Raw genomic sequence first — 20,714 nt, forward strand, 5'->3', positions numbered from 1 at the left:
AGAAACCGGTTGCCCACACCTGCTTCACCGGAAACGTTCGGCTTCACGGGCAAGTTCGGTCAACCGTTCACATAACTGCGTGAGCTCGGAACTCTGGGCGCCCTCGGCGACAGCTGTCGCTACATCTTCGGCGGCGCAGCGAACCTCGAACATCCGATCCACCAGTTCGACAGCCTCGATTGCGGTCAAGATGACGGCATCAGCCGGGATGGACGTGCCCTTGACGGCGTTGCGCTGCTCGTATGCGCGCTGGCGACAGGACTGGCTGCAGTACCGGCGTCGTCGACCCACTCCCGTGACCGCAACCTCGCGGCCACACCACGCACACGGATTTCCGGAACGCGCAGTCTGCGGTGATCCGACGCGTGTGCTTTCAGCCATGAGTCGACACTGTACTCGAGATTCGGACGCCTTCGATGAACGCGCACGGCACCCGGTAAGATGGAGAGGTTGCGTCTTCTCGCCACACGGGAACCAATCGGGTGCTCGTGGCGTTGTAGATGAGTGTGAGCGTCTACTCCCCAAGTCAGGGCGCCCACCAGCGGTGACGAACGAAGAGAGGACACCACCATGGCAGATCGCGTACTTCGAGGTAGCCGTCTCGGAGCTGTGAGCTACGAGACCGACCGTGACCATGACCTCGCGCCCCGTCGTATGGCCAAGTACAAGTGCGAGAACGGCGAGATCTTCGACATCCCGTTCGCGGACGAAGCCGAGATCCCCGGCACCTGGTTGTGCCGTAACGGACTCGAAGGCACCCTCATGGAGGGAACTGCTCCCGAAGCCAAGAAGGTCAAGCCTCCCCGCACCCACTGGGACATGCTGCTCGAGCGTCGCTCGGTCGAGGAACTCGAAGAGCTCCTCAAAGAGCGTCTCGATTTGCTGAAGGCCAAGCGTCGCGGCGCATGAACTAGCACTTCGATCAAGACCGTCCGGTTCTACACCGGGCGGTCTTTCTCGTTCTTCGGGGAGTGATCGTTCACAAGTCGACGTCATACTTCGGCCCTTCTTCGACGTGGCAACTCCGGGATGCCTCGCCGTAGTGAAAAATGTTTCAGCACAGCGTCATTCAGCATCCAGGCGCACTCACGGGCCGACAGTGCGCAAATCCTGGATTCGCGCTGGAGAACCATCGGCACTGCTTCGTGCACCAGTGTGAGCTGTATCCCCCACCCTGCGACACACCAAACTTCCAGCTGTCGAGCGGCGTCCGAATTCGACTGCCCCGAATGTTCGCGGACTAGTCGACGGTGAACCTTCGCATCGCCAGATGCCCGAATACGCCGACCAGAATCAACGTGACGCCCGCGGTCACGGACACCGAGTCGGTTACCAGCCCCGCAATACCGGTCACGGCTACGAACACCGGCAGAAAGTCGAACAGCCTGAAAATCGACTGCGGGGGTTCGGTTTCGCGACCCTGCGCCTGAGCAGCCTTGTTCGGCGCGTACTCGGGATACCACTCGGTGAACGAGATCGCGAAGAACGTTCCGAGCAACTGCAGAATCCATCCGGTCCAGAAGTTGTCACCGTCGTGCAGCCGTGCATCTCCGAACAGGCCCACCGCAGCCGACCAGGTGAAGGCGAGAGCCCACACTGCCGTGATGACGTAGTTGATGCGCAAGAACAGTGGCGTCGTCCAATACTCTTCGGGCGTCGACTCTTTCGCGTACTGCAACGTAAACGGATTACGAAGCAGGATCGACCCGAACGCAAAGACCACCAGTGCGATGTTGGTCAGTTCCCCGCCCCAGAGTTCGAACCACCGAATCGTGTTCGCCGACGCGAGGAGCCCGATGGATGCCAGAACGCCGAAGAACACGACGTCGAAGACCTCCAACAGCTTCACGGTACCGCCGCGCCGGTGACTGGCCGCCAAGATCAGCAGCGACAACCCGAGCGCAGCGGCCGCGGATTCCTCGAACCTTCCCGGCCCGGAGAGCAAAGACAGCAGGATCCACGGTGACAGGCCGGCGAGAGGTGACTGCAGAACCGCGTCGACGACACTGGTCTTGCGAACTGCAGTCTGGGGCTCGGTCTTCTCAGGCTGGGCCTTGTCTGGCTCAGTCTTGTCTGGCTCGGTCACAGGAGGCCGCCTTTACGCAGGAACGGGTGGCACAGCGAGTACCCGCGTAGGTGCCCCTCGGAACATCGAGTGCCCGATATCCGTTGCTCGGCTCAGACTGCCGCAGTCTCCTCGGGTGATTGCTCAGCCTGATCTCGGCGCCGGGCTACCACGGCCATGGCAATCGCGCCGACCGCGATGATGCCGAGCACGATCTCCGGCGCCGGGCCTACTCGAGTGGCGAGAGTGGAGCTGGTCGAGAGTGGCACCTTCGCCACCAGTGCCGCCGGCACGAACAGGTCGGTCTGCGAAGTCACTGCACCATCGGGACCGATGATGGCACTGACACCACTGGTTGCGGCGACAACGACGGCGCGGCCGTGCTCGACTGCCCGCACACGAGACATTGCCAGCTGTTGATACGTCATCTCGGTGTCCCCGAAGGTGGCGTTGTTGGTCGGTACCGCCAGCACTTGCGCACCGTTGCGCACCGATTCCTGGAACGCTCGGTCGAACGCCACCTCGTAGCAGGTCGCGACGCCGATCGGCACACCCGCTGCGTGGACGACGCCGTTGCCCTCGCCGGGTACGAAATTACCCGCGCGATCGGCGTACGAGGAGAAGTTCCGGAAGAAGCTTCGGTAGGGCAGGTATTCGCCGAACGGCTGAATGATCTTCTTGTCGTGCTGTTCCTGAGGACCGTTGGCGCCGTCCCACACGATCACCGAATTGGTGGTCGTACGATCGGCATTCACGAGTACGGTGCCGACAAGAATCGGCGCTCCGATGGCTTCGGAGGCTCGGGTGATGTCGGCCGCGGCATCGGCGTTCCGCAGGGGGTCGATGTCCGAGGCGTTCTCCGGCCAGATCACGACGTCAGGCTGATCGACGCGGCCTGCGTCGACCTCGGCAGCAAGTTTCACGGTTTCGGTGACGTGGTTGTCGAGGACCTGCTTGCGTTGCGAATTGAAGTCCAAGCCCAACCGCGGAACGCTTCCCTGAATGGCGGCGACGGTGATCGTTCGGTCTCCGGAATCCATGGTGGACAGGAACGGCGACATCACAAGAGCAACGATCACGGGCACGAGTACGGCGGCAACAGCTCCGAAGAATCCGCGGTCCCATCGTTTGGCCGCGACAGCGACGGCAACTGCTGCCAAGCCGGTACCGGTCAGGGCCACCGCGAAGCTGAGCAGCGGCGCACCGCCGACACTCGCGAGTGGGAGGAGCCACCCTTCGGATTGGCCGAATGCGAGCCTGCCCCAGGGAAATCCACCGAAAGGAACGCTGGAACGAAGCCACTCGGTGAGCGTCCAGGTCGCGGCAATCCACAACGGTGCCCACGGCAATCTCGCCACCAGGACCGCAAGCAACCCGAACAGTCCGATGAACAACGACTCCACGGCAGCCAACGCGATCCACGGGACCGCGCCCACGAACACACCGATCCACGGAAGCAACGGCACCAGGAAACCGAGACCGGCCAGATACCCGTAACCGAATCCGGCACGAAGGCGCAGTCCGCCACGACCGAAGTTCGTCAACACGCATGTCAGAAGAGCGATCCCGACTGGCGCCAGAAACCACAGGGGGCGGGGTGGGAATCCGGCGAAGATCAGGAATCCACCTGCGGCTGCGTACAGCGAACGTAGCCAGGCGGAACCGGTGAGCACCGCATTCACGCGTGAGCGGTCACCGACGGGCGCCTGGGCGCCGGCCTCACTCACTCGTCGCGCCGCGCTGATAGACAACGCGTCCACGATGAACCGACTTGATGCAGACCGGAATCGGCGCATCTTCCGCCAACCTCGGCAGAGCGGGTACTCGCGAGCGCGGATCGGTAGACCATCGCTGAACCGAATCGGCCGGTGCGCTCACTTCGAGTTCGCCTGCCTCCCACAACACGTAGGAGGCCGGTGCGCCCGGATTGAGGGTTCCCGCTGCGCCGTCCCGCACTCCGCCCGCGCGCCAGGCTCCGCGTGTTGCCGCGGAGAAGGCCGCACGCGGCGAGATTCCACTTCCGTCGGTGCGGTGCTGGACAGCGGCGCGCAGCATCGCCCACGGCTCGATGGGGGTGACCGGGGCATCAGAGCTGAATGCGAGCGAGACACCCTTACCGGCAGCGGGTGCGAACGGATTCAACGCTGCTGCGCGGTCGACTCCCAGGCGTGTGGCGTACAGACCGTCGGTGCCACCCCACAGTGCGTCGAACACCGGTTGGACGCTCGCAATGACGCCCAACGCCGCGAAGGTCTCCGCGTCGGCCATCGACATCATTTCCGCGTGCTCGAGACGGTGACCCAGCGCAGCGACCTTGGGGCCACCCAGTTCGTCGGCGACCTTGCGGAACGCGGCAGCTGCCGACGAGACGGCGCCGTCACCGATGGCGTGGAACCCGGCCTGGACTCCTGCAAGCGTGCAGGCCCGGATGTGTGCGGCGATCGCGTCGACGTCGAGATAAGCATTACCCGTCGAATCTGGTTGGTCTGCATAGGGTTCGAGCAACCAAGCGGTATGCGAACCGAGCGAGCCGTCGATGAAGAGATCCCCGCCGAGTCCGTGCGCTCCGGTTTTGTCGAGGAGTGCCCGAGCATCCGACTCGCTGTCTACGCGCTCACCCCAATAGCCCCGAACCTCCACGCCGTGGTCGTGGGCCAGCAGTTCCTGGAAGTCGGTCAATCCCGAGATGTCCGGTCCTCCGCACTCGTGCACGGCAACGATCCCGCGGGAGGCGCACAGATCGAGCGCCGCGGTGCGGGCAGACGCGCGCTGATCTTCGGTCAGCAGGTTCCGAGCGGCATTGCGCGCGAGGTGGTGTGCGTCGAAGGTCAACGGGCCGTCGGCCGAGTATCCGGCAGTCTCGGCGAGGCCGGAGATCCCGTCGCGCAATGCGCTCGAGCAAGCGGCCGAGTGAACATCGATCCGCGAGAGGTACACCTTGCGGCCAGGGGCCGCCGCGTCGAGATCTTCGGTCGACGGCGGCGTCTGATCGGCCCACTCGGTGTCGTCCCAACCGTGTCCCCAGATGACTGCGTCGGGATGGGCGGTTTCGGGGTTTGCCGCTGCGAATGTTCGTACTCGCGAGAGGCATTCGTCCAGTGAGTTCGCGCCCACGAGATCCAGACCGACGAGATTGAGGCCCAGTGCAGTGATGTGGACGTGGGTGTCGACGAATCCCGGAGTGACAAACGCACCGCCCAGGTCTTCGACCTCCGCGGCGGGATGCAACGCCCGTCCGGCGCGCTCGTCGCCGACCCACACGACGGTGCCGTCGGTGATGGCGATCGAGGTCGCATCAGGTGCAAATGAACTGTAGATCCGGCCGTTGACCAGCAGACGAGTAGTCACGAGCACCCAGTCTGCCTGTTAGTACTGCGGCCCCCGCGAACGGGTGGGTGTATCCGTGTCCAGAATCTCACCCTCGAGGACCAGTTCCTTGCCGTTGCTGGCGACGTACTCGGTGGTTTCGGGTGTCTCGACGATGATCTCTCCGTCGATCACCTCGCCGTTTCCGCGCATGCGTGACGCATAGCCGACGGTTCCGGCGAAGGCGTCACCGCCGGCGGCAAATGCTGCTGCGCGCTTGCCTGCCAAGAGGACCGCCAGTGGGCGGAGCGCCCAGCGGGTCGGTGGAATCAGAAGGAGAAGTCCCAGAACGGAAGTCACGAGTCCGGGCACGAACATCAAGGCGGAACCCGCAGCCACCAAGGCGCCGTCGGCGACCGCCAGTGACGGCGACCCCTCACCTCGCGTGGCCTTGCGGAAGCCGTCCATGACTCGTCGCCACTGCGAACGCATGAGGATCAATCCGACAAGCGAACCGGCGAGAAACAGCAGCACTGTCCAGGCGACACCGATGGCGTTGCCCACGATGACCAAGGCTGCGATCTCGACGATCACGTAGAGGAGGAATACGGCGGCGATCATGACGTCCCCTTTCAGACGGTCTATTCGTTCAACGCTCGGGGGGCCGGTTTTTCTCCCGACAGCGACGCAGAGGGGCAAAAACAGTGGGGTGCCGTGAGTCACACGGGCCTCCCGTCGCTCACGTGCGACTTGCCTGGCGTTAACTAACGCTCCGCTAACGATTCTAAACCTCAAGTTGACGTTGAGACTCTGCGCATGGTCAAGTCACTTCGGGCCGCATTTCCCGGCCTCATGAAATGAAGGAGCCCGACATGAGCCGACTCCCCGGCAAGACACTCGCCCGACGCATTCCCGCTGCCATCGCCGGCACTGCCGCCGTCGTGGCACTCACCGCCGGCAGCGCGATGATCAGCGCGGGAACCGCGGCCGCAGAACCGGTAGTACCCGAAGGGATTGCCGCACTGATCGCGCAGGCCGCAGCCATCTCGCCCGAAGCCTCTGCTGCTGTTCAGCAGTTGATCGGCACGGCAGGCGCTGATCAGATCACGGCCGCCCTCGATCTGCCGGACATCGGCGTCACGAAGCCGCAGTCGTTCATGTACCCCGCGCCGACGGTCGGGTGTGGCGTGGCCGGTGAACCCGTCACCGTCACCCTCAGCTCCGCACAGGCCGGTCCGAACTTCCCGTTGCCGCCGTGGGTCGAGGCCGACCACCTTCGGTTCCAGGCAATCCCGGGTTACGTGGGCATTCCCAAGACCTCAGGGTTGAGTGTCGCCTGGATCAACATCGGCACGTTCAAGGGTGGCATCGTTCCGTTGGACGAGAAGTTGCCGGTACTCGATACGCCGTTGCTCTCGAAGGTTGTCGACACCGGTGACGGCAAGGTGTTTGCCGCCCTGTTCGGCAACGTCGACTACGCGGACGGTAAGACCTGCATCGTGCTGCCCACAGTGGGCGCATTCGATGCCTGAGCAGAGCCAAGCGCTCGCGGCCTGACCGGCGGCCGGCCTACGCGCCCGGAGTCACCAGTCCGGTCTCGTAGGCCAGCACCACCGCCTGCACACGATCACGCAGGTCGAGTTTGGTGAGAATCCGTCCGACGTGCGATTTGATCGTCGATTCGGACAGGTACAGCTGCTGTGCGATCTCGATGTTGGACAGTCCCGTGGCGACGTGTCCGAGGACTTCGCGTTCGCGTTCGGTGAGGACGTCGAGGACCACCGGATCGCGTCGCGGTGCCGGCCCGTCGACGATGAATCTCGACAGCAGCCGACGAGTCACCTTCGGGGAAACAACCGCGTCACCGGCCGCCACGCTGCGGATGGCCGACACCAGATCCTCGGGCGGGGTGTCCTTGAGAAGAAACCCGCTGGCTCCGGCGCGCAGGGCGCCGAGCGCGTGTTCGTCCAGGTCGAACGTCGTCATCACCAGGACCCTGGATTCGATCCCGGACGCGAGAATCTGCTCCGTCGCTTTCACTCCGTCGACAATCGGCATCCGCACGTCCATCAACACGACGTCAGGCTTCAGCGCCACCGCCGCGGCGACCGCCGCGGCTCCGTCACCGGCCTCGCCGATGACCGAGATGTCCTCATGTGCTTCGAGCACCATGTTCAGGCCCATCCGCATGAGTTCCTGGTCGTCGACTAGCAGCACGGTGATGGGCACGGCGTAAACCTATCGGGCCAGAGACGTCGGTGCCAACGCGATTGATCCCGGCCGGTATCAATCGTGGATCTCGAGCGGCAGCTCTGCATACACACGCCAACTGCCGTCGGGGCGTCGTCCGGTCTCGAGCGTTCCGTGCAGTACCGCCACCCGCTCACGCATGCCCACCAGTCCGTTGCCCGAGCCGTGCGCGAAGGTCGAACTCGACGTTCCGTTGTCTACGACCTCGAGCAGTACCTCGGTCTCGGTGCGGCGCACAGTGACTCGGGCCTTCGGGTTTGCGCCGGCGTGCCGGAGAACATTGGTCAGCGATTCCTGGACGAGGCGGTGAATGCCCAGGCTGACCGACGGACTGACGTCGTCGAGTTCACCGGTCAGCTCGAGGCGCACGCCGAGCCCCGCGGCACGCATCATCTCGACGACCTTGGCGATACCGGCAGTTCCGTGTTGCGGCATCGCGTCGCTGCTGACCTCGGTGCGCAGAAGGGAGACGGTACGACGAAGCTCGGCAAGGGCGTCGCGTCCGGTGCTGGAGATGTTGCCGAGCGCCTTCTTGGTCAACGCCGGATTGGAATCGACCGCGTACGAGGCGCCATCTGCTTGCACGATCATCACACTGACCGCGTGGGCGACGACGTCGTGGAGTTCGCGGGCGATTCGGGTTCTTTCCGTGGCCACCGCGTCCTCGGCGCGTCGATCCCGTTCGTACTCGGCCACTTCGAGTCTGGCGGCCACTTCCTCGTCGTAGGCGCGGCGCGCGCTCAAGAACTCGGCGGTGATCCAGGCGAGTGCATACAGCAGTGTCGCGATGATGATCGTGAGGATCACGTCTTCGCGGATCACGAGCAACGAGAGAGTCATGTCCAGGGCCAGGAAGCAGGCGAAGATCGCCCCGGTACGTCGATCGACATAGGCAACCAGGGTGTAGAGCGAGACCCCGAGAGCCAGCAGGCCTGGATGTTCCGCAGCCGGATCCCCCGTCGCCCACATCACCAGGGTTGCGAAGTACGACATGGACAAGATGGACGCTGCCGAGGTGCGCGGAAACTTGCGGCGCCACACGACCGGCAGACAGATCAGAAACCCGACGACGAGCTGAGGCCATCTCTCCTCGCGGGGCGAGCTGACGAACGTGACAACTTCGAGCGCGAAGAACACGAGCGCCAGAGCGCTGTCCGCGATCATCGGCTTTCCTCGCAGCCACAGGCTGAACCTCCGCATGTGCTCAAGAGTGTCACAGCTGTGAAAGAGTCACCGCCGTGGATATTGCTGATTGGGGACTGCTGATGACGGCAGCGACGGCGGCGGGTTGGGTGGACGCCGTCGTCGGCGGAGGCGGATTGATTCTGTTGCCCGCGCTCTTTCTGGTCGCCCCGCAATTGACCCCGCAAGCGGCGCTGGCCACCAACAAACTCACGGCGTTCACCGGGACAAGTGCCGCGGTGTACACGTTCTCGCGTCGAATCCCGATGGAGTGGCGGCAGATGGCGCCGGCAGCCGCGTTGGCTGCGGTGACGGCCGCGTGCGGAGCGGCGGCCGTTTCACTGATCGACAAGAAGTACTTCATTCCGATCGTGATGGTGGTCCTCGTCGCTGTCGCCGTCTTCGTGACACTGCGTCCGACGCTGGGGACCACGATCGCCACTCATCGTCCGACGCAGCGCAAGACCGTCCTCGTCCTGCTGCTCTCCGCCGGGCTCATCGGCCTCTACGACGGGCTGCTCGGACCCGGCACGGGCACGTTCCTCATCATCAGCTTCGCCACCTTCCTCGGAACCGAATTCGTTCGGAGCGCAGCGATGGCGAAGGTGATCAATCTCGGCTCCAATTTCGGCGCGCTCGCGTACTTCGCCGTCACCGGACATGTCTGGTGGAGTTTGGGTTTGGCGATGGCAGTCTGCAACGTTCTCGGCGCGGTCATCGGTTCGCGGATGGCGTTGAGCAAGGGATCCGGGTTCGTCCGGATCACGCTGTTGGTTGTCGTGATCGCCATGGTGATTCGCCTCGGATGGCAGCAGTTCGGCTGAGATCAGCGGTCGTCGACTAGCGTCGTGTGCGTGACCGTCACCCGAGATGTCGATGCAGATTTCCTCGCCCTCCCGCTGCGAGCCGTCGCTGATGCGGCGCTGTCGGCAGCGAGAACAGCCGGCGCCCAGCACGCCGATGTTCGTGTCCACCGCGTGCTCACACAGTCGATCCGCTTGCGCGACGGCGTAGTTCAGGCGGTTTCCGACGGAGACGAGATCGGGGTCGCCGTCCGTGTGATCGTCGACGGCACGTGGGGATTCGCCTCGCACGCCGAGGTGTCCCCTGACGTCGCGGCTGCGCTGGCACGCCAAGCGGTCGAGGTCGCGAAGGCATTGCGCTCGCTCAATCGGGATCCGGTCACCCTCGCCGACGAGCCCGTCTACGCCGACGCGACGTGGGTGTCCCCGTATCTCGAAGATCCCTTCGCGGTGCCGACGGCCGACAAGGTAGCCCTGCTGGTCGACTACTCCGGACGGCTTCAAGCCGCTGACGGCGTGGACCACGTCACGGCGAGTGTCCTCCAGGTCAAGGAGCAGACTTACTACGCGGATCTGGCCGGTTCGTCGATCACCCAGCAACGCGTGCGTCTGCACCCCGAGTTCGAGGCGACTGCCGTCGACAAGTCTGCCGGCAGCTTCGAATCGATGCGTACCTTGGCGCCGCCGGTAGGGCGCGGATGGGAGTACCTCGGAGCGGAAAGCACGTGGAACTGGGGTGACGAGCTCGCGCAGATCCCGGAGTGGCTGGCCGAGAAGACGAAGGCACCGACCGTCGAAGCGGGTCCGACCGATCTCGTGATCGATCCGACCAATCTGTGGCTCACGATCCACGAATCCATCGGGCACGCCACCGAATACGACCGCGCAATCGGCTACGAAGCGGCTTACGCGGGTACGTCGTTCGCGACGCCGGACAAGCTGGGAACGCTGAAATACGGAACGCCACTCATGCACGTGACCGCCGATCGTAACGAAGAGCACGGCCTGGCCAGCGTCGGATTCGACGACGACGGAGTCGCCTCACAACGGTGGGATCTGGTCGCCGACGGAACACTGGTCGGATATCAACTCGATCGAGTGTTCGCGCCGAGACTGGGACTGACGCGTTCCAACGGTTGCTCGTATGCCGACTCCGCACATCACGTTCCCATCCAGCGTATGGCCAACGTCTCGCTCTCCCCCGATCCTCATACGGACACCTCGACCGCAGACCTGATCTCGCGCGTCGAGAACGGCATCTACGTCGTCGGAGACAAGTCCTGGTCGATCGACATGCAGCGCTACAACTTCCAGTTCACCGGTCAGCGGTTCTTCAAGATCCGCGACGGAAAGCTCGACGGCCAGGTGCGTGACGTGGCATATCAGGCGACGACGACGGACTTCTGGGGCTCGATGGAAGCCGTCGGCGGTGAGTCGACCTGGCGCCTGCAAGGCGCATTCAACTGCGGCAAGGCGCAACCCGGCCAGGTTGCGGCGGTCAGCCACGGCTGCCCGTCCGCTCTGTTCCGCGGAGTCAACATCCTCAACACTCGTTCGGAGGCTCAGCAGTGATCGATCCGCAGCAAGTCGTCGAGCGTGCATTGGCCGCGAGGACGGTAGACGAATCGTTGGTGATCGTGACCGATGCGAGTGAGGCGTCGCTGCGGTGGGCCAACAATTCGATGACCACCAACGGAGTGTCGCTGTCCCGGACGTGGACGGTGATCTCGATCGTGCGCGAGGGAGACATCGCGAAGGTGGGCACTGTCAGTTCCAGCAGTGTCGATCCGGAGCAGATTTCTGCACTCGTGACGGCAAGCGAACAAGCTGCGCGCACAGCCACTCCCGCCGACGACGCGTCCGACCTGATCACCCAGTCGGCGGCCGAGACCGACTGGGACCTGCCGCCCGCCCTGACCGACATCGGTGTCTTCGCGCAGTTGGCTGCCGACCTGTCCACGGCCTTCGACGGCGGTGACCAGCTGTTCGGGTTCGCCCACCACCAGATGCACACCGCTTGGCTCGGATCTTCGACGGGCGTGCGACGCAGAACGGCTCAAGCGACCGGCTCCGTGGAGATCAACGGTAAGCGCGGCGACGCCAGCGCTTGGGTCGGATCGGGGACCGTCGATTTCAGCGATATCTCGATACCGAACCTGTTGTCGCAATTAACCACTCGACTCGACTGGGCGGGCAATTCCGTCAGCCTGCCTGCCGGCCGCTACGAGACGATTCTTCCGCCGTCGGCTGTGGCGGACCTGATGATCTATCTGATGTGGACCATGGAGGGTCGCGGCGCCGAAGAGGGGCACACCGCACTTTCCTCCACAGGCGGCACGCGGATCGGTGAGAAACTGGGTGCCTTGCCACTCACGCTGACCTCCGACCCCGGCGCCGAGGGCTTGCAGTCCGCGCCGTTCGTGATCACGACGTCGTCGAGCGAATCCGTCTCACTGTTCGACAACGGTATGGAGATCGAACCCGTCGACTGGGTCCGAGACGGGGTTGTCAATGCGCTGGCGTACCCACGCCACGCTGCACGAGAATTCGGTCGACCTGTCGCAGTTCCCGGCGACAATCTCATCCTGACCGGTGGTGACGACACCTCGATCGAGGACATGATCGCAGGTACCGAGAAGGGTCTACTGCTCACAACCCTCTGGTACATCCGTGAGGTGGATCCGACGACGCTGCTGTTGACCGGACTTACCCGTGACGGGGTGTATTTGATCGAGGACGGCAAGATCGTCGGCGCCGTCAACAACTTCCGTTTCAACGAGAGCCCGCTCGATCTGCTGCGGCGGGTCACCGAGGCTGGACGCACCGAGATCACACTCCCGCGCGAGTGGAAAGACTGGTTCACTCGGACAGCGATGCCGCCGATGCGCATTCCCGATTTCCACATGTCCTCGGTCAGTCAGGCGCAGTGATGGCGAAGGTCGTGATCGCCGGCGGCACCGGCGCTCTCGGCCGCCGGATCAGCGACGATCTCGCCGACCGTGGGTATGACGTCGTGGTTCTGACTCGGTCACCGAAACCCGGTCGGCACAGGCAGGTTCAGTGGGACGGCGTCACGGTAGGCGACTGGGCAGGAGAACTCGACGGCGCCGCGGTGATCAACCTTGCCGGCGAGTTGGTCGATCGCCGACCCACCCCGGCAAACATCGCATTGCTCACCAGCTCCCGAGTCGATCCGACGCGCGCGCTGGTCGAAGCGTCGAAACTACTGGCGAACCCTGTTCCGGTGTGGATCCAGGCGAGCACGCTCGCAATCTACGGCGATGCGGGTGAGACCCGATTGGACGAGGCTTCTCCTCTCGCTGACGGGCCGCCTCAGATGACCGACGTCGCAAAGGACTGGGAGGCAGCGGTCGAGGGAGCAAACACGTCACGAGTGGTGATCCTGCGAACCAGCGTCGTGTTGGAGAAGGGCACACCGGCGCTCGAGCGACTCCTGTTGCTCGTGCGTCTCGGGCTGGGTGGACGCGTGGCCTCGGGTAGTCAATGGACCAGTTGGATTCACATCGACGACTGGCTGTCGATCGTGCGGTGGGCCCTGGAACCCGATTCAGCTGCCTCGGGCGTGGTCATCGCGACTGCTCCGGATCCCGTCCGAAACTCAGAACTGATGGCCGGGCTGCGCAAGCACCTTCATCGCCCACCTGCGCCGCCGACGCCCGCATTCATGGTCAGAATCGGCGCGTTCCTTTTGCGCAGTGACGCTGCCCTGGGCCTGACGGGTCGTCATGCCGTGTCGAAAGTGTTGGCGGACAACGGCTTCTCGTTCACCTATCCGCGGTTCGATTCAGCGTTGGACGATCTGCTCGGCAACTGATGCGCGGTCAGGCTGCAGTGATGGCAAGTCCGATCGTTCCGGTCTTGCCGCGGCGCAGGAGACTGCCTTTCATGGTGATCCAGCCCAGGATTCCGTAGCGACGCGCGATCGCGTCGCGAGCATGATCGGTGCCCGGTCCGTCGAGGATCTCGGCGACGGCGGCAACCGGTTTACCCTTCGGATTTCCCCGAGCGTCACACGCAGCCACGGTGACTGACGGGTTTCGCCTGATGCGCTTGACCTTGTAGGAATCTGTGACGGTCCACATCAGGAGCTTGTCGCCGTCCGGTGCGGCCCAGAGCGGAGTCGCCACCGGCGTTCCGTCCTTGCGGAAGGTCGTGAGTAGGACGTATTTGGCCTCGGAGACACGCTTGAAGTCGGGGTTCACTCCTCGAGGATAGGTGTGAGTGCCTCCCGCTGAACACAGACCAACTTCCGCGACTATCTGGCGACCGCTCAACCTCGGCTGAAAAATGCCACTTATGCACGTTTTATCCGGTTTCCTGAGGAATTGAAGACGTCGTTTCGTCCACAAACTCCACCTCGAGTTATTCTGAGGCAAATCGTCGAACTGGGGAGTCGAACAAACACATGCAGCGTCGTGACTTTTTCAAAGCGGCCGGGATGGGCGCAGCCGTTGCAGCCGCGACACCACTCATGTCGACCTCGATCAGCCACGCCGCCCCCGCACCTCTGCGTGAGCTACCGATGGGTGCCGATCACTACCGCGCACTCGTCCCCGAGTTGTTCGCACCCTCGCCTACTCCCCCGGACCATTCCGAGGCCATAGTCGTCGGTTCGGGTTTCGGCGCCAGCGCCACCGCTCTCCGGTTGGCGCAGAGCGGCACGCAGGTCACGATCCTCGAGCGCGGACTTCGCTGGCCGCACGATCCGCAGCGGGAGATTCACACCTCCGACATGCTGGCCGACGGCCGCGGAGTGTTCCGGCGCACATCGTTCACCAACCTCACCGGACTCCCGGTGGTGTGCGACTACTTCAGCGGCGTCCTCGATGCCACCGACTACGAACACATCTCGGTCTGGCGCGGCGCTGCCGTCGGCGGTGGTTCCATCATCTTCACCGGCGTGATGATTGCGCCTGAGCGCCGATTCTTCGATGCAGTCTTCGGCAATTCCCTCGACTACGACGAGATGGCGTCCACCTGGTACCCCAAGGTGCGCCAGATGTTGCGTCTGAGCCCGTTGCCCGAAGACATCTACCAAACCCCGAACTTCGGCCACTCCCGTCGTTGGGATCAGGACGCTCGTCGTGCCGGCTTCGATCCGCAACGCATCGACGGGATCTGGAACTGGGACGTGGTGCGCTCAGAACTCGACGGCCGAACCCGAGCCTCGGCCACTGTCGGTGACAGCAACATGGGTAACTCCAACGGCGCGAAGTTCGACCTCACGCAGAACTACATTCCGGCCGCCGAAGCCACCGGACGAGCCACCGTCTGTTACGGGCATCAGGTGCTCGCGATCAGTCGCGAACGGAATGGACGTTACGCCGTCGATGTCGAATCGACGGATCCGACGGGTGCCGTTCTGGCCCGGAAGACACTCACCTGTGACCGTCTGTTCCTCGGCGCAGGCTCGATCGGCACGTCCGAGCTGCTGGTACGTGCCCAGGCGACCGGCGCACTGCCGAACCTCAACGAACACGTCGGCAAAGGCTGGGGAACGAACGGCGACGCCGGGATGGTGCGCTCGTTCGGCTTCAGTGACGGCACTGCGCAAGCGGCACCGTCGGCATCACGCATCGTCGACGAGTCGGGAATGCCACTCTCCCTCGAAAATTGGTACGTCCCCGGCCTACCCGTCAACATCGGCATGCTCGGAACCCTGGGTATGACTCTCGACCCGCAACGCGCCGACTTCGCCTATGACGGCGGCTCCGATCGGGTGGTGCTGAACTGGCCGAAGAACGGCAACGACGCCACCGTCGAGGCCCTGCGCGCCGTCCAGAACAAGATGGCCTTCGCCGGCACCACGCTGCCGTCCGCCCTGCCGTTCGCGAAAGACGTCAATTCCTCGTTCACCGCGCATCCCCTCGGCGGTGCGGTTCTGGGCAAGGCCACTGACGGCTACGGGCGAGTCAAGGGCTACGACGGCCTGTACGTGATGGACGGCGCTGCCATTCCGGGCAGCACCGGCACCGTCAATCCGTCACTGACCATCACTGCTCTGGCGGAGCGGAACATCGCTCAGATCATCAAGTCCGGACGCTGAAACACGTCAGCGCCCGGACCTGCCGGTAATGCTCGAGGTTTACTCCCCCTCGAGTTCGCCTTCGGTTTCGAGGTACACCTGACGCAAGCCGTCGAGTGTCTTCTGCTCGGGGTGCTCCCACATGTTGCGCTCGGCGGCTTCGAGGAGCCGCTCGGCGATTCCGTGCAAGGCCCACGGATTGGATTGCGTCATGAACTTCTGGTTCTGCTCGTCCAGAACGTAGGTCTCGGCGAGCTTTTCGTACATCCAGTCCGCGACCACGTTGGTGGTGGCGTCGTACCCGAAGAGGTAGTCGACCGTGGCTGCCATCTCGAAGGCACCCTTGTACCCATGACGGCGCATCGCGTCGAGCCAGCGGGGATTGACCACGCGCGCCCGGAAGACACGTGCGGTCTCTTCCGAAAGTGTGCGTGTGCGAACCGATTCCGGCCGAGTGCTGTCGCCGATATATGCCTCGGGCGACTTTCCGGTCAGCGCGCGCACGGTGGCAACCATGCCGCCGTGGTACTGGAAGTAGTCGTCCGAATCGGCGATGTCGTGCTCACGCGTGTCGGTGTTCTTGGCCGCCACGTTGATTCGACGGTATGCACTGCGCATGTCGTCGGCTGCCGGGATTCCGTCGAGCCCACGTCCGTACGCGAAGCCGCCCCAGTTGGTGTACACCTCGGCGAGGTCGTCGTCACCGCGCCAGGTCTTGGAGTCGATGAGTTGCAGCAGGCCGGCGCCGTAGGTTCCAGGTTTCGAACCGAAGATACGGGTGGTCGCACGCCTGGCGTCGCCGTGCTCGGCCAGGTCAGCCTGTGCGTGGGCGCGCACGTAGTTCTGCTCGTCCGTCTCGTCCAGTGCCGCGACCAGCTGAACGGCGTCGTCGAGCAGTGCGAGCACATGCGGGAATGCGTCACGGAAGAATCCGGAGATGCGGACGGTGACGTCGATGCGCGGGCGGCCGAGTTCTTCGAGATCGATGACTTCGAGGTTGACGACGCGTCGGCTTGCCTCGTCCCAGACAGGGCGAACACCGAGGAGCGCGAACACTTCGGCGATGTCGTCGCCGGAGGTACGCATCGCGGCGGTTCCCCACACCGACAGACCCACCGAGCGCGGGTACTCGCCGTGATCGGCGAGATAGCGAGCGGCGAGCGACTCGGCCATCGCCTGACCGGTCTCCCACGCCAGGCGTGAAGGAACTGCCTTGGGGTCGACGGAGTAGAAGTTACGACCGGTGGGAAGAACGTTGATCAGGCCGCGCAGCGGTGACCCGCTCGGGCCGGCGGCGATGAATCCGCCGTCGAGCGCGTGCAGGACCTGCTTGATCTCGTTGTCCGTCTGCCGCAGACGCGGAACGACTTCGGTGGCCGCGAACTGCAGGATCTTCACGACGGTCTCGTCGTCGCTGAGGTCCTCGGCGGCAGCGGGGTTCCAGTCGGCCTCGTACATGCCGCGAACCAGAGCGTGCGCCTTTTCCTCGACGTCGTCGACACGGCTGCGCGACTCGTCGCCGTCTTCGCTGAGCCCGAGTGCTTCACGCAAACCAGGGACGCTCTGTTCGCCGCCCCACATCTGACGGGCACGCAGCATGGCGAGAACCAGTTCGATTTCGGCGTCGCCCTCGGGCGCGCGGCCGAGAATGTGCAGACCGTCGCGGATCTGGACGTCCTTGATTTCGCACAGCCAACCGTCGACGTGCAGGAGCATGTCGTCGAACACGTCTTCTTCGGGCCGCTCGGCGAGGCCGAGGTCGTGGTCCATCTTGGCCGCCCGCATCAGCGTCCAGATCTGCTGGCGAATGGCCGGGAGCTTGGACGGGTCGAGTGCGGAGATGTTGGAGTGTTCGTCGAGCAGCTGCTCGAGGCGGGAGATGTCGCCGTAACTTTCGGCGCGGGCCATCGGCGGGATCAGGTGATCGACGAGCGTCGCGTGAGCACGCCGCTTGGCCTGTGTTCCCTCGCCCGGGTCGTTGACCAGGAACGGGTAAATCAGCGGCAGGTCACCCAGGGCTGCGTCGGTGCCGCAGTTGCTGGACATGCCGAGCGTCTTGCCCGGCAACCATTCGAGGTTGCCGTGCTTACCGAGGTGAACGACGGCGTCGGCGCCGAATCCGCCGTTGTCCGGTGTCGCGGCGATCCAGCGGTAGGCCGCGAGGTAATGATGGCTCGGCGGCAGATCCGGGTCGTGGTAGATCGCGACGGGCTTCTCACCGAACCCGCGGGGCGGCTGGACCATGAGGACGATGTTGTTGAATCGCAGTGCCGCGATGACGATTTCGCCGTCCGGATCCTGCGAGCGGTCGACGTACAGCTCGCCGGGCGCTGTGCCCCAGTGTTCCTCGACTCCGCTGCGCAACTCTTCGGGCAGGGTGGCGAACCATTCGCGGTACTTCGCTGCCGAGATTCGGATCGGATTGCCCTCGAGCTGCTCGGCGGTGAGCCAGTCGGGATCCTGGCCACCGGCCGCGATCAGGGCGTGGATCAGCGCGTCGCCGTCCTTCGCCGCCAGGCCGGGTACTGCGTCAGGACCGTCGATGGGTCCGAGGTCGTAACCGGCAGAACGCATTTCAGTGAGAAGGTCGATTGCGCTGGCCGGAGTATCGAGGCCGACGGCGTTGCCGATACGAGCGTGCTTGGTCGGGTAGGCCGAGAGCATGAGTGCAACGCGACGCTCGGTGGTGGGAATGTGGCGCAGCTTGCCATGGCGGACCGCGATACCGGCGACACGGGCAGCGCGCTCGACGTCGGGGACGTACGTGGACAGCCCGTCGGAGTCGATTTCCTTGAAGGAGAACGGGACGGTGATGATGCGACCGTCGAATTCCGGCACCGCCACCTGCGTCGCGACGTCGAGAGGCGACAGTCCGTCGTCGTTCTCGTCCCAGGTGGCGCGGCTACTGGTCAGGCACAGGCCCTGCAGGATCGGGACGTCGAGTGCAGCGAGTGCAGCGACGTCCCAGGCTTCGTCGTCGCCACCGGCGGAGGCGGTCGCGGGCTTGGTGCCGCCGGCAGCAAGAACTGTGACGACCATGGCGTCGGCGCGGCGGAGTGTGCTCAGAAGTTCGGCTTCTGCGGTTCGTAGTGATGCGCAGTAGATCGGGAGCGCGGTGCCTCCGGCCTCGGCGACGGCGTCACATAACGCCTGGATGTACCGGGTGTTTCCGGCCAGATGCTGGGCACGGTAGTACAGAACTGCGATGACGGGACCGGTCGCCGAGTCGAGGTCGGGCGCGAAATCAGCGATTCCCCAGGAAGGCAGGTGAGCCGGCGGCTCGAAACCGTGGCCGGTGAGCAGAACGGTGTCGGAAAGGAAGTGGTGCAGCTGTGCCAGATTCTGCGCGCCACCCTCGGCCAGGTAATTGTGGGCCTCGGCAGCAACGCCGGCGGAGACCGTCGAGCACTCCATGAGGTCGGCGTCCGGCGCATGCTCACCACCGAGGACGACTACGGGGAGTCCGGAGGCGAGGACCATGTCCAAGCCGTCTTCCCAGCTGCGACGGCTGCCGAGGATACGAACGATCACGAGGTCGACGCCGTCAAGCAAAGGCGGCAAGTCTTCCGAGACCAGCAAGCGTGAGGGGTTGGCCCAGCGGTAGGAAACTCCGTCGCCGGCTTCCTGGCTGGCGCGGGCGCTCAGCAGATCGGTGTCGGACGTGGAGAGCAGAAGAATCACGGGTGAAGCCTTCCTGGGGTTTCGCGCCCCGTGGCACAGATCTGTCATCGACGGCGGTTGAGGGTCTGACTCGTGTTTCCGAGCGGAAACGCGTCCCGCTCGAGCAACACTCACAGTGGCGCGACCGCACCGGACTTTCACCGGTTTCCTCAACTGCCGTCACTGGTGGTGGTGATGCTACCGGTCCGCAGAAGGCACTCATGACAGGTCGTACCCTGGAGCCATGCCCACGGACCGTTCACAGCCAGACGCGTGCCCGGGTGCACTGCAAGTTCACCACGCCGCCGACGGCGCACTGGCACGCGTGCGCCTACCCGGCGGACTCCTCACCCCCGCCCAATTGCAGACGCTCGCCGACGCAGCGCGCGATCTGGGCAACGGCCAGATGGAACTCACCTCGAGGGGCAACGTCCAACTGCGCTCGGTCTCGGACCCCGAAGCCTTCGCAGCGCGAATCGCTTCGGCCGGTCTGCTGCCGTCCGCGACGCACGAGCGAGTGCGCAACATTCTCGCGTCCCCACTGTCCGGCCGTATCGGGGGCGTCGCCGATATTCGCGAACTGGTCCACCGGCTCGATTCCGCCATCCAAGCGGATCAGGCATTGGCGGGCCTGCCCGGGCGAACCCTGTTCACCCTTGACGACGGGCGCGGAGACATCACCGGGCTACGGGGCGATTTCGGACTCCACGCGCGCAGTGCCACCGAACATTCACTGGTGCTCGCGGGTCACCACACCACTCACCTCGTACAGGCGGACGACGCCGTCGAATTGCTCCTCGAGGCGGCTCGATCGTTCCTCGACGTCCGCGACAATCATTGGCGCCTGGCTGAAGTTCCGGACGGAATCGAGCGCACCCTCGAGCAGTTGGGTCTGAGCGCCGAGTCCACCGGTGCGGCAGATCTCACGGCGGATGCACGGCCCACCATCGGTTGGCTCGAGCAGCGAGACGGAACGGTCGCCCTGGGCGGCGGCCTGCGATTCGGGCTGCTCGACGCTCGGCTGGCCGAGTTCCTCGCCGCCGTCGACAAACCCGTTGTCGTGACGCCGTGGCGATCGGTGCATATCTTCGACCTCGACGAATGGGCTGCCGAACAGGTGGTCCGGGTGTTGGCGCCGATGGGGTTGATCTTCGACGAGAACTCTCCGTGGCTCGACGTCACCGCGTGCACCGGAAGCCCGGGATGCGAGAAGTCGCTCGCCGACGTGCGCACCGACGCGATCACCGCCGTCGAGCAGGCAGAACTGCCCGTCGTCGGGCGCCAGCACTGGGCCGGGTGCGACCGCAGCTGCGGACGTCCCCGCGGGGACGTAGCGGATGTGATTGCGACGGGTGACGGTTACCGGGTGAATCCGGCCGATCGGTGATGCCTCTATCGTGTG

Annotated in this window: 17 protein-coding genes and 1 riboswitch; of the genes, 8 read left to right on the plus strand and 9 right to left on the minus strand. The window is 64.4% G+C overall.

Translation table 11 applies throughout. The features are described from left to right. Positions 1-24: 24 nt before the first annotated feature. On the minus strand, positions 25-381 hold the full coding sequence (locus tag I7X09_RS24115; RefSeq protein ID WP_166810175.1) for a hypothetical protein: 357 nt from the start codon (positions 379-381) through the stop codon (positions 25-27). A gap of 189 nt (positions 382-570) precedes the next feature. Here I7X09_RS24115 and I7X09_RS24120 point away from each other — a divergent pair, with 189 nt between their 5' ends. Further along, on the plus strand, positions 571-909 hold the full coding sequence (locus tag I7X09_RS24120; protein ID WP_003944971.1) for an RNA polymerase-binding protein RbpA: 339 nt from the start codon (positions 571-573) through the stop codon (positions 907-909). A 331-nt stretch (positions 910-1,240) separates the two neighbouring features. Here the strand turns inward: I7X09_RS24120 and I7X09_RS24125 are convergent, their stop codons facing one another. The 4 genes from I7X09_RS24125 to I7X09_RS24140 all read right to left on the minus strand — a co-directional run bounded on the left by I7X09_RS24125 (position 1,241) and on the right by I7X09_RS24140 (position 5,992). Then, positions 1,241-2,086 carry a hypothetical protein gene (locus I7X09_RS24125; protein ID WP_200314025.1) on the minus strand — a complete coding sequence of 282 codons (846 nt, stop codon included), beginning with the start codon at positions 2,084-2,086 and terminating at the stop codon, positions 1,241-1,243. Between the two features lie 92 nt (positions 2,087-2,178). Beyond that, entirely contained in the window at positions 2,179-3,747 is a 1,569-nt protein-coding gene (lnt, locus tag I7X09_RS24130; RefSeq protein ID WP_200318069.1) for an apolipoprotein N-acyltransferase, read from the minus strand. A gap of 37 nt (positions 3,748-3,784) precedes the next feature. Next, complete coding sequence (locus tag I7X09_RS24135) at positions 3,785-5,419, minus strand: amidohydrolase (RefSeq protein ID WP_200314027.1); 1,635 nt, start codon at positions 5,417-5,419, stop codon at positions 3,785-3,787. Between the two features lie 12 nt (positions 5,420-5,431). Next, positions 5,432-5,992 carry an FxsA family protein gene (locus I7X09_RS24140; RefSeq protein WP_095970121.1) on the minus strand — a complete coding sequence of 187 codons (561 nt, stop codon included), beginning with the start codon at positions 5,990-5,992 and terminating at the stop codon, positions 5,432-5,434. A 251-nt stretch (positions 5,993-6,243) separates the two neighbouring features. Here I7X09_RS24140 and I7X09_RS24145 point away from each other — a divergent pair, with 251 nt between their 5' ends. Beyond that, positions 6,244-6,903 carry a hypothetical protein gene (locus tag I7X09_RS24145; protein ID WP_095970261.1) on the plus strand — a complete coding sequence of 220 codons (660 nt, stop codon included), beginning with the start codon at positions 6,244-6,246 and terminating at the stop codon, positions 6,901-6,903. Between the two features lie 37 nt (positions 6,904-6,940). Here I7X09_RS24145 and I7X09_RS24150 read toward each other — a convergent pair whose 3' ends face one another. Beyond that, the gene (locus I7X09_RS24150; RefSeq protein ID WP_003945024.1) at positions 6,941-7,600 is read right to left on the minus strand and encodes a response regulator; all 660 of its coding nucleotides are present in this window, start codon (positions 7,598-7,600) and stop codon (positions 6,941-6,943) included. Between the two features lie 57 nt (positions 7,601-7,657). After that, positions 7,658-8,821 carry a sensor histidine kinase gene (locus tag I7X09_RS24155; protein ID WP_200314029.1) on the minus strand — a complete coding sequence of 388 codons (1,164 nt, stop codon included), beginning with the start codon at positions 8,819-8,821 and terminating at the stop codon, positions 7,658-7,660. Positions 8,822-8,859: 38 nt separating this feature from the next. On the opposite strand from I7X09_RS24155, the gene I7X09_RS24160 reads away from it, so the two are divergent. The 4 genes from I7X09_RS24160 to I7X09_RS24175 are packed head-to-tail and all read left to right on the plus strand — an operon-like array spanning position 8,860 to position 13,441. Next, positions 8,860-9,627 (plus strand): TSUP family transporter, encoded by a 768-nt coding sequence (locus I7X09_RS24160; protein WP_095970119.1) that lies wholly within the window; start codon positions 8,860-8,862, stop codon positions 9,625-9,627. 30 nt (positions 9,628-9,657) lie between these two features. After that, entirely contained in the window at positions 9,658-11,178 is a 1,521-nt protein-coding gene (locus I7X09_RS24165; RefSeq protein WP_200314031.1) for a TldD/PmbA family protein, read from the plus strand. After that, positions 11,175-12,536 carry a metallopeptidase TldD-related protein gene (locus tag I7X09_RS24170; RefSeq protein WP_200314032.1) on the plus strand — a complete coding sequence of 454 codons (1,362 nt, stop codon included), beginning with the start codon at positions 11,175-11,177 and terminating at the stop codon, positions 12,534-12,536. Before I7X09_RS24165 ends, I7X09_RS24170 begins: the two co-directional genes overlap by 4 nt. Beyond that, the gene (locus I7X09_RS24175) at positions 12,536-13,441 is read left to right on the plus strand and encodes a TIGR01777 family oxidoreductase (RefSeq protein WP_200314034.1); all 906 of its coding nucleotides are present in this window, start codon (positions 12,536-12,538) and stop codon (positions 13,439-13,441) included. The genes I7X09_RS24170 and I7X09_RS24175 overlap by 1 nt, the downstream gene beginning before the upstream one ends. A gap of 7 nt (positions 13,442-13,448) precedes the next feature. Here the strand turns inward: I7X09_RS24175 and I7X09_RS24180 are convergent, their stop codons facing one another. Then, positions 13,449-13,829, minus strand: a complete 381-nt coding sequence (locus tag I7X09_RS24180; RefSeq protein ID WP_200314036.1) for a PPOX class F420-dependent oxidoreductase — start codon at positions 13,827-13,829, stop codon at positions 13,449-13,451. 203 nt (positions 13,830-14,032) lie between these two features. On the opposite strand from I7X09_RS24180, the gene I7X09_RS24185 reads away from it, so the two are divergent. Continuing rightward, positions 14,033-15,673, plus strand: a complete 1,641-nt coding sequence (locus I7X09_RS24185; protein ID WP_200314038.1) for a GMC oxidoreductase — start codon at positions 14,033-14,035, stop codon at positions 15,671-15,673. 39 nt (positions 15,674-15,712) lie between these two features. Here I7X09_RS24185 and cobN read toward each other — a convergent pair whose 3' ends face one another. Continuing rightward, positions 15,713-19,333 (minus strand): cobaltochelatase subunit CobN, encoded by a 3,621-nt coding sequence (gene cobN, locus I7X09_RS24190; protein WP_200314040.1) that lies wholly within the window; start codon positions 19,331-19,333, stop codon positions 15,713-15,715. Positions 19,334-19,372: 39 nt separating this feature from the next. Then, positions 19,373-19,505, minus strand: a riboswitch (cobalamin riboswitch). A gap of 51 nt (positions 19,506-19,556) precedes the next feature. On the opposite strand from cobN, the gene cobG reads away from it, so the two are divergent. Then, on the plus strand, positions 19,557-20,699 hold the full coding sequence (gene cobG / locus I7X09_RS24195; RefSeq protein WP_200314042.1) for a precorrin-3B synthase: 1,143 nt from the start codon (positions 19,557-19,559) through the stop codon (positions 20,697-20,699). The last annotated feature ends 15 nt before the right edge of the window (positions 20,700-20,714 follow it).

It is taken from the genome of Rhodococcus sp. P-2 (genome assembly GCF_016598535.1).
In the GTDB taxonomy this organism is placed as follows: Bacteria; Actinomycetota; Actinomycetes; order Mycobacteriales; family Mycobacteriaceae; genus Rhodococcus_F; species Rhodococcus_F baikonurensis.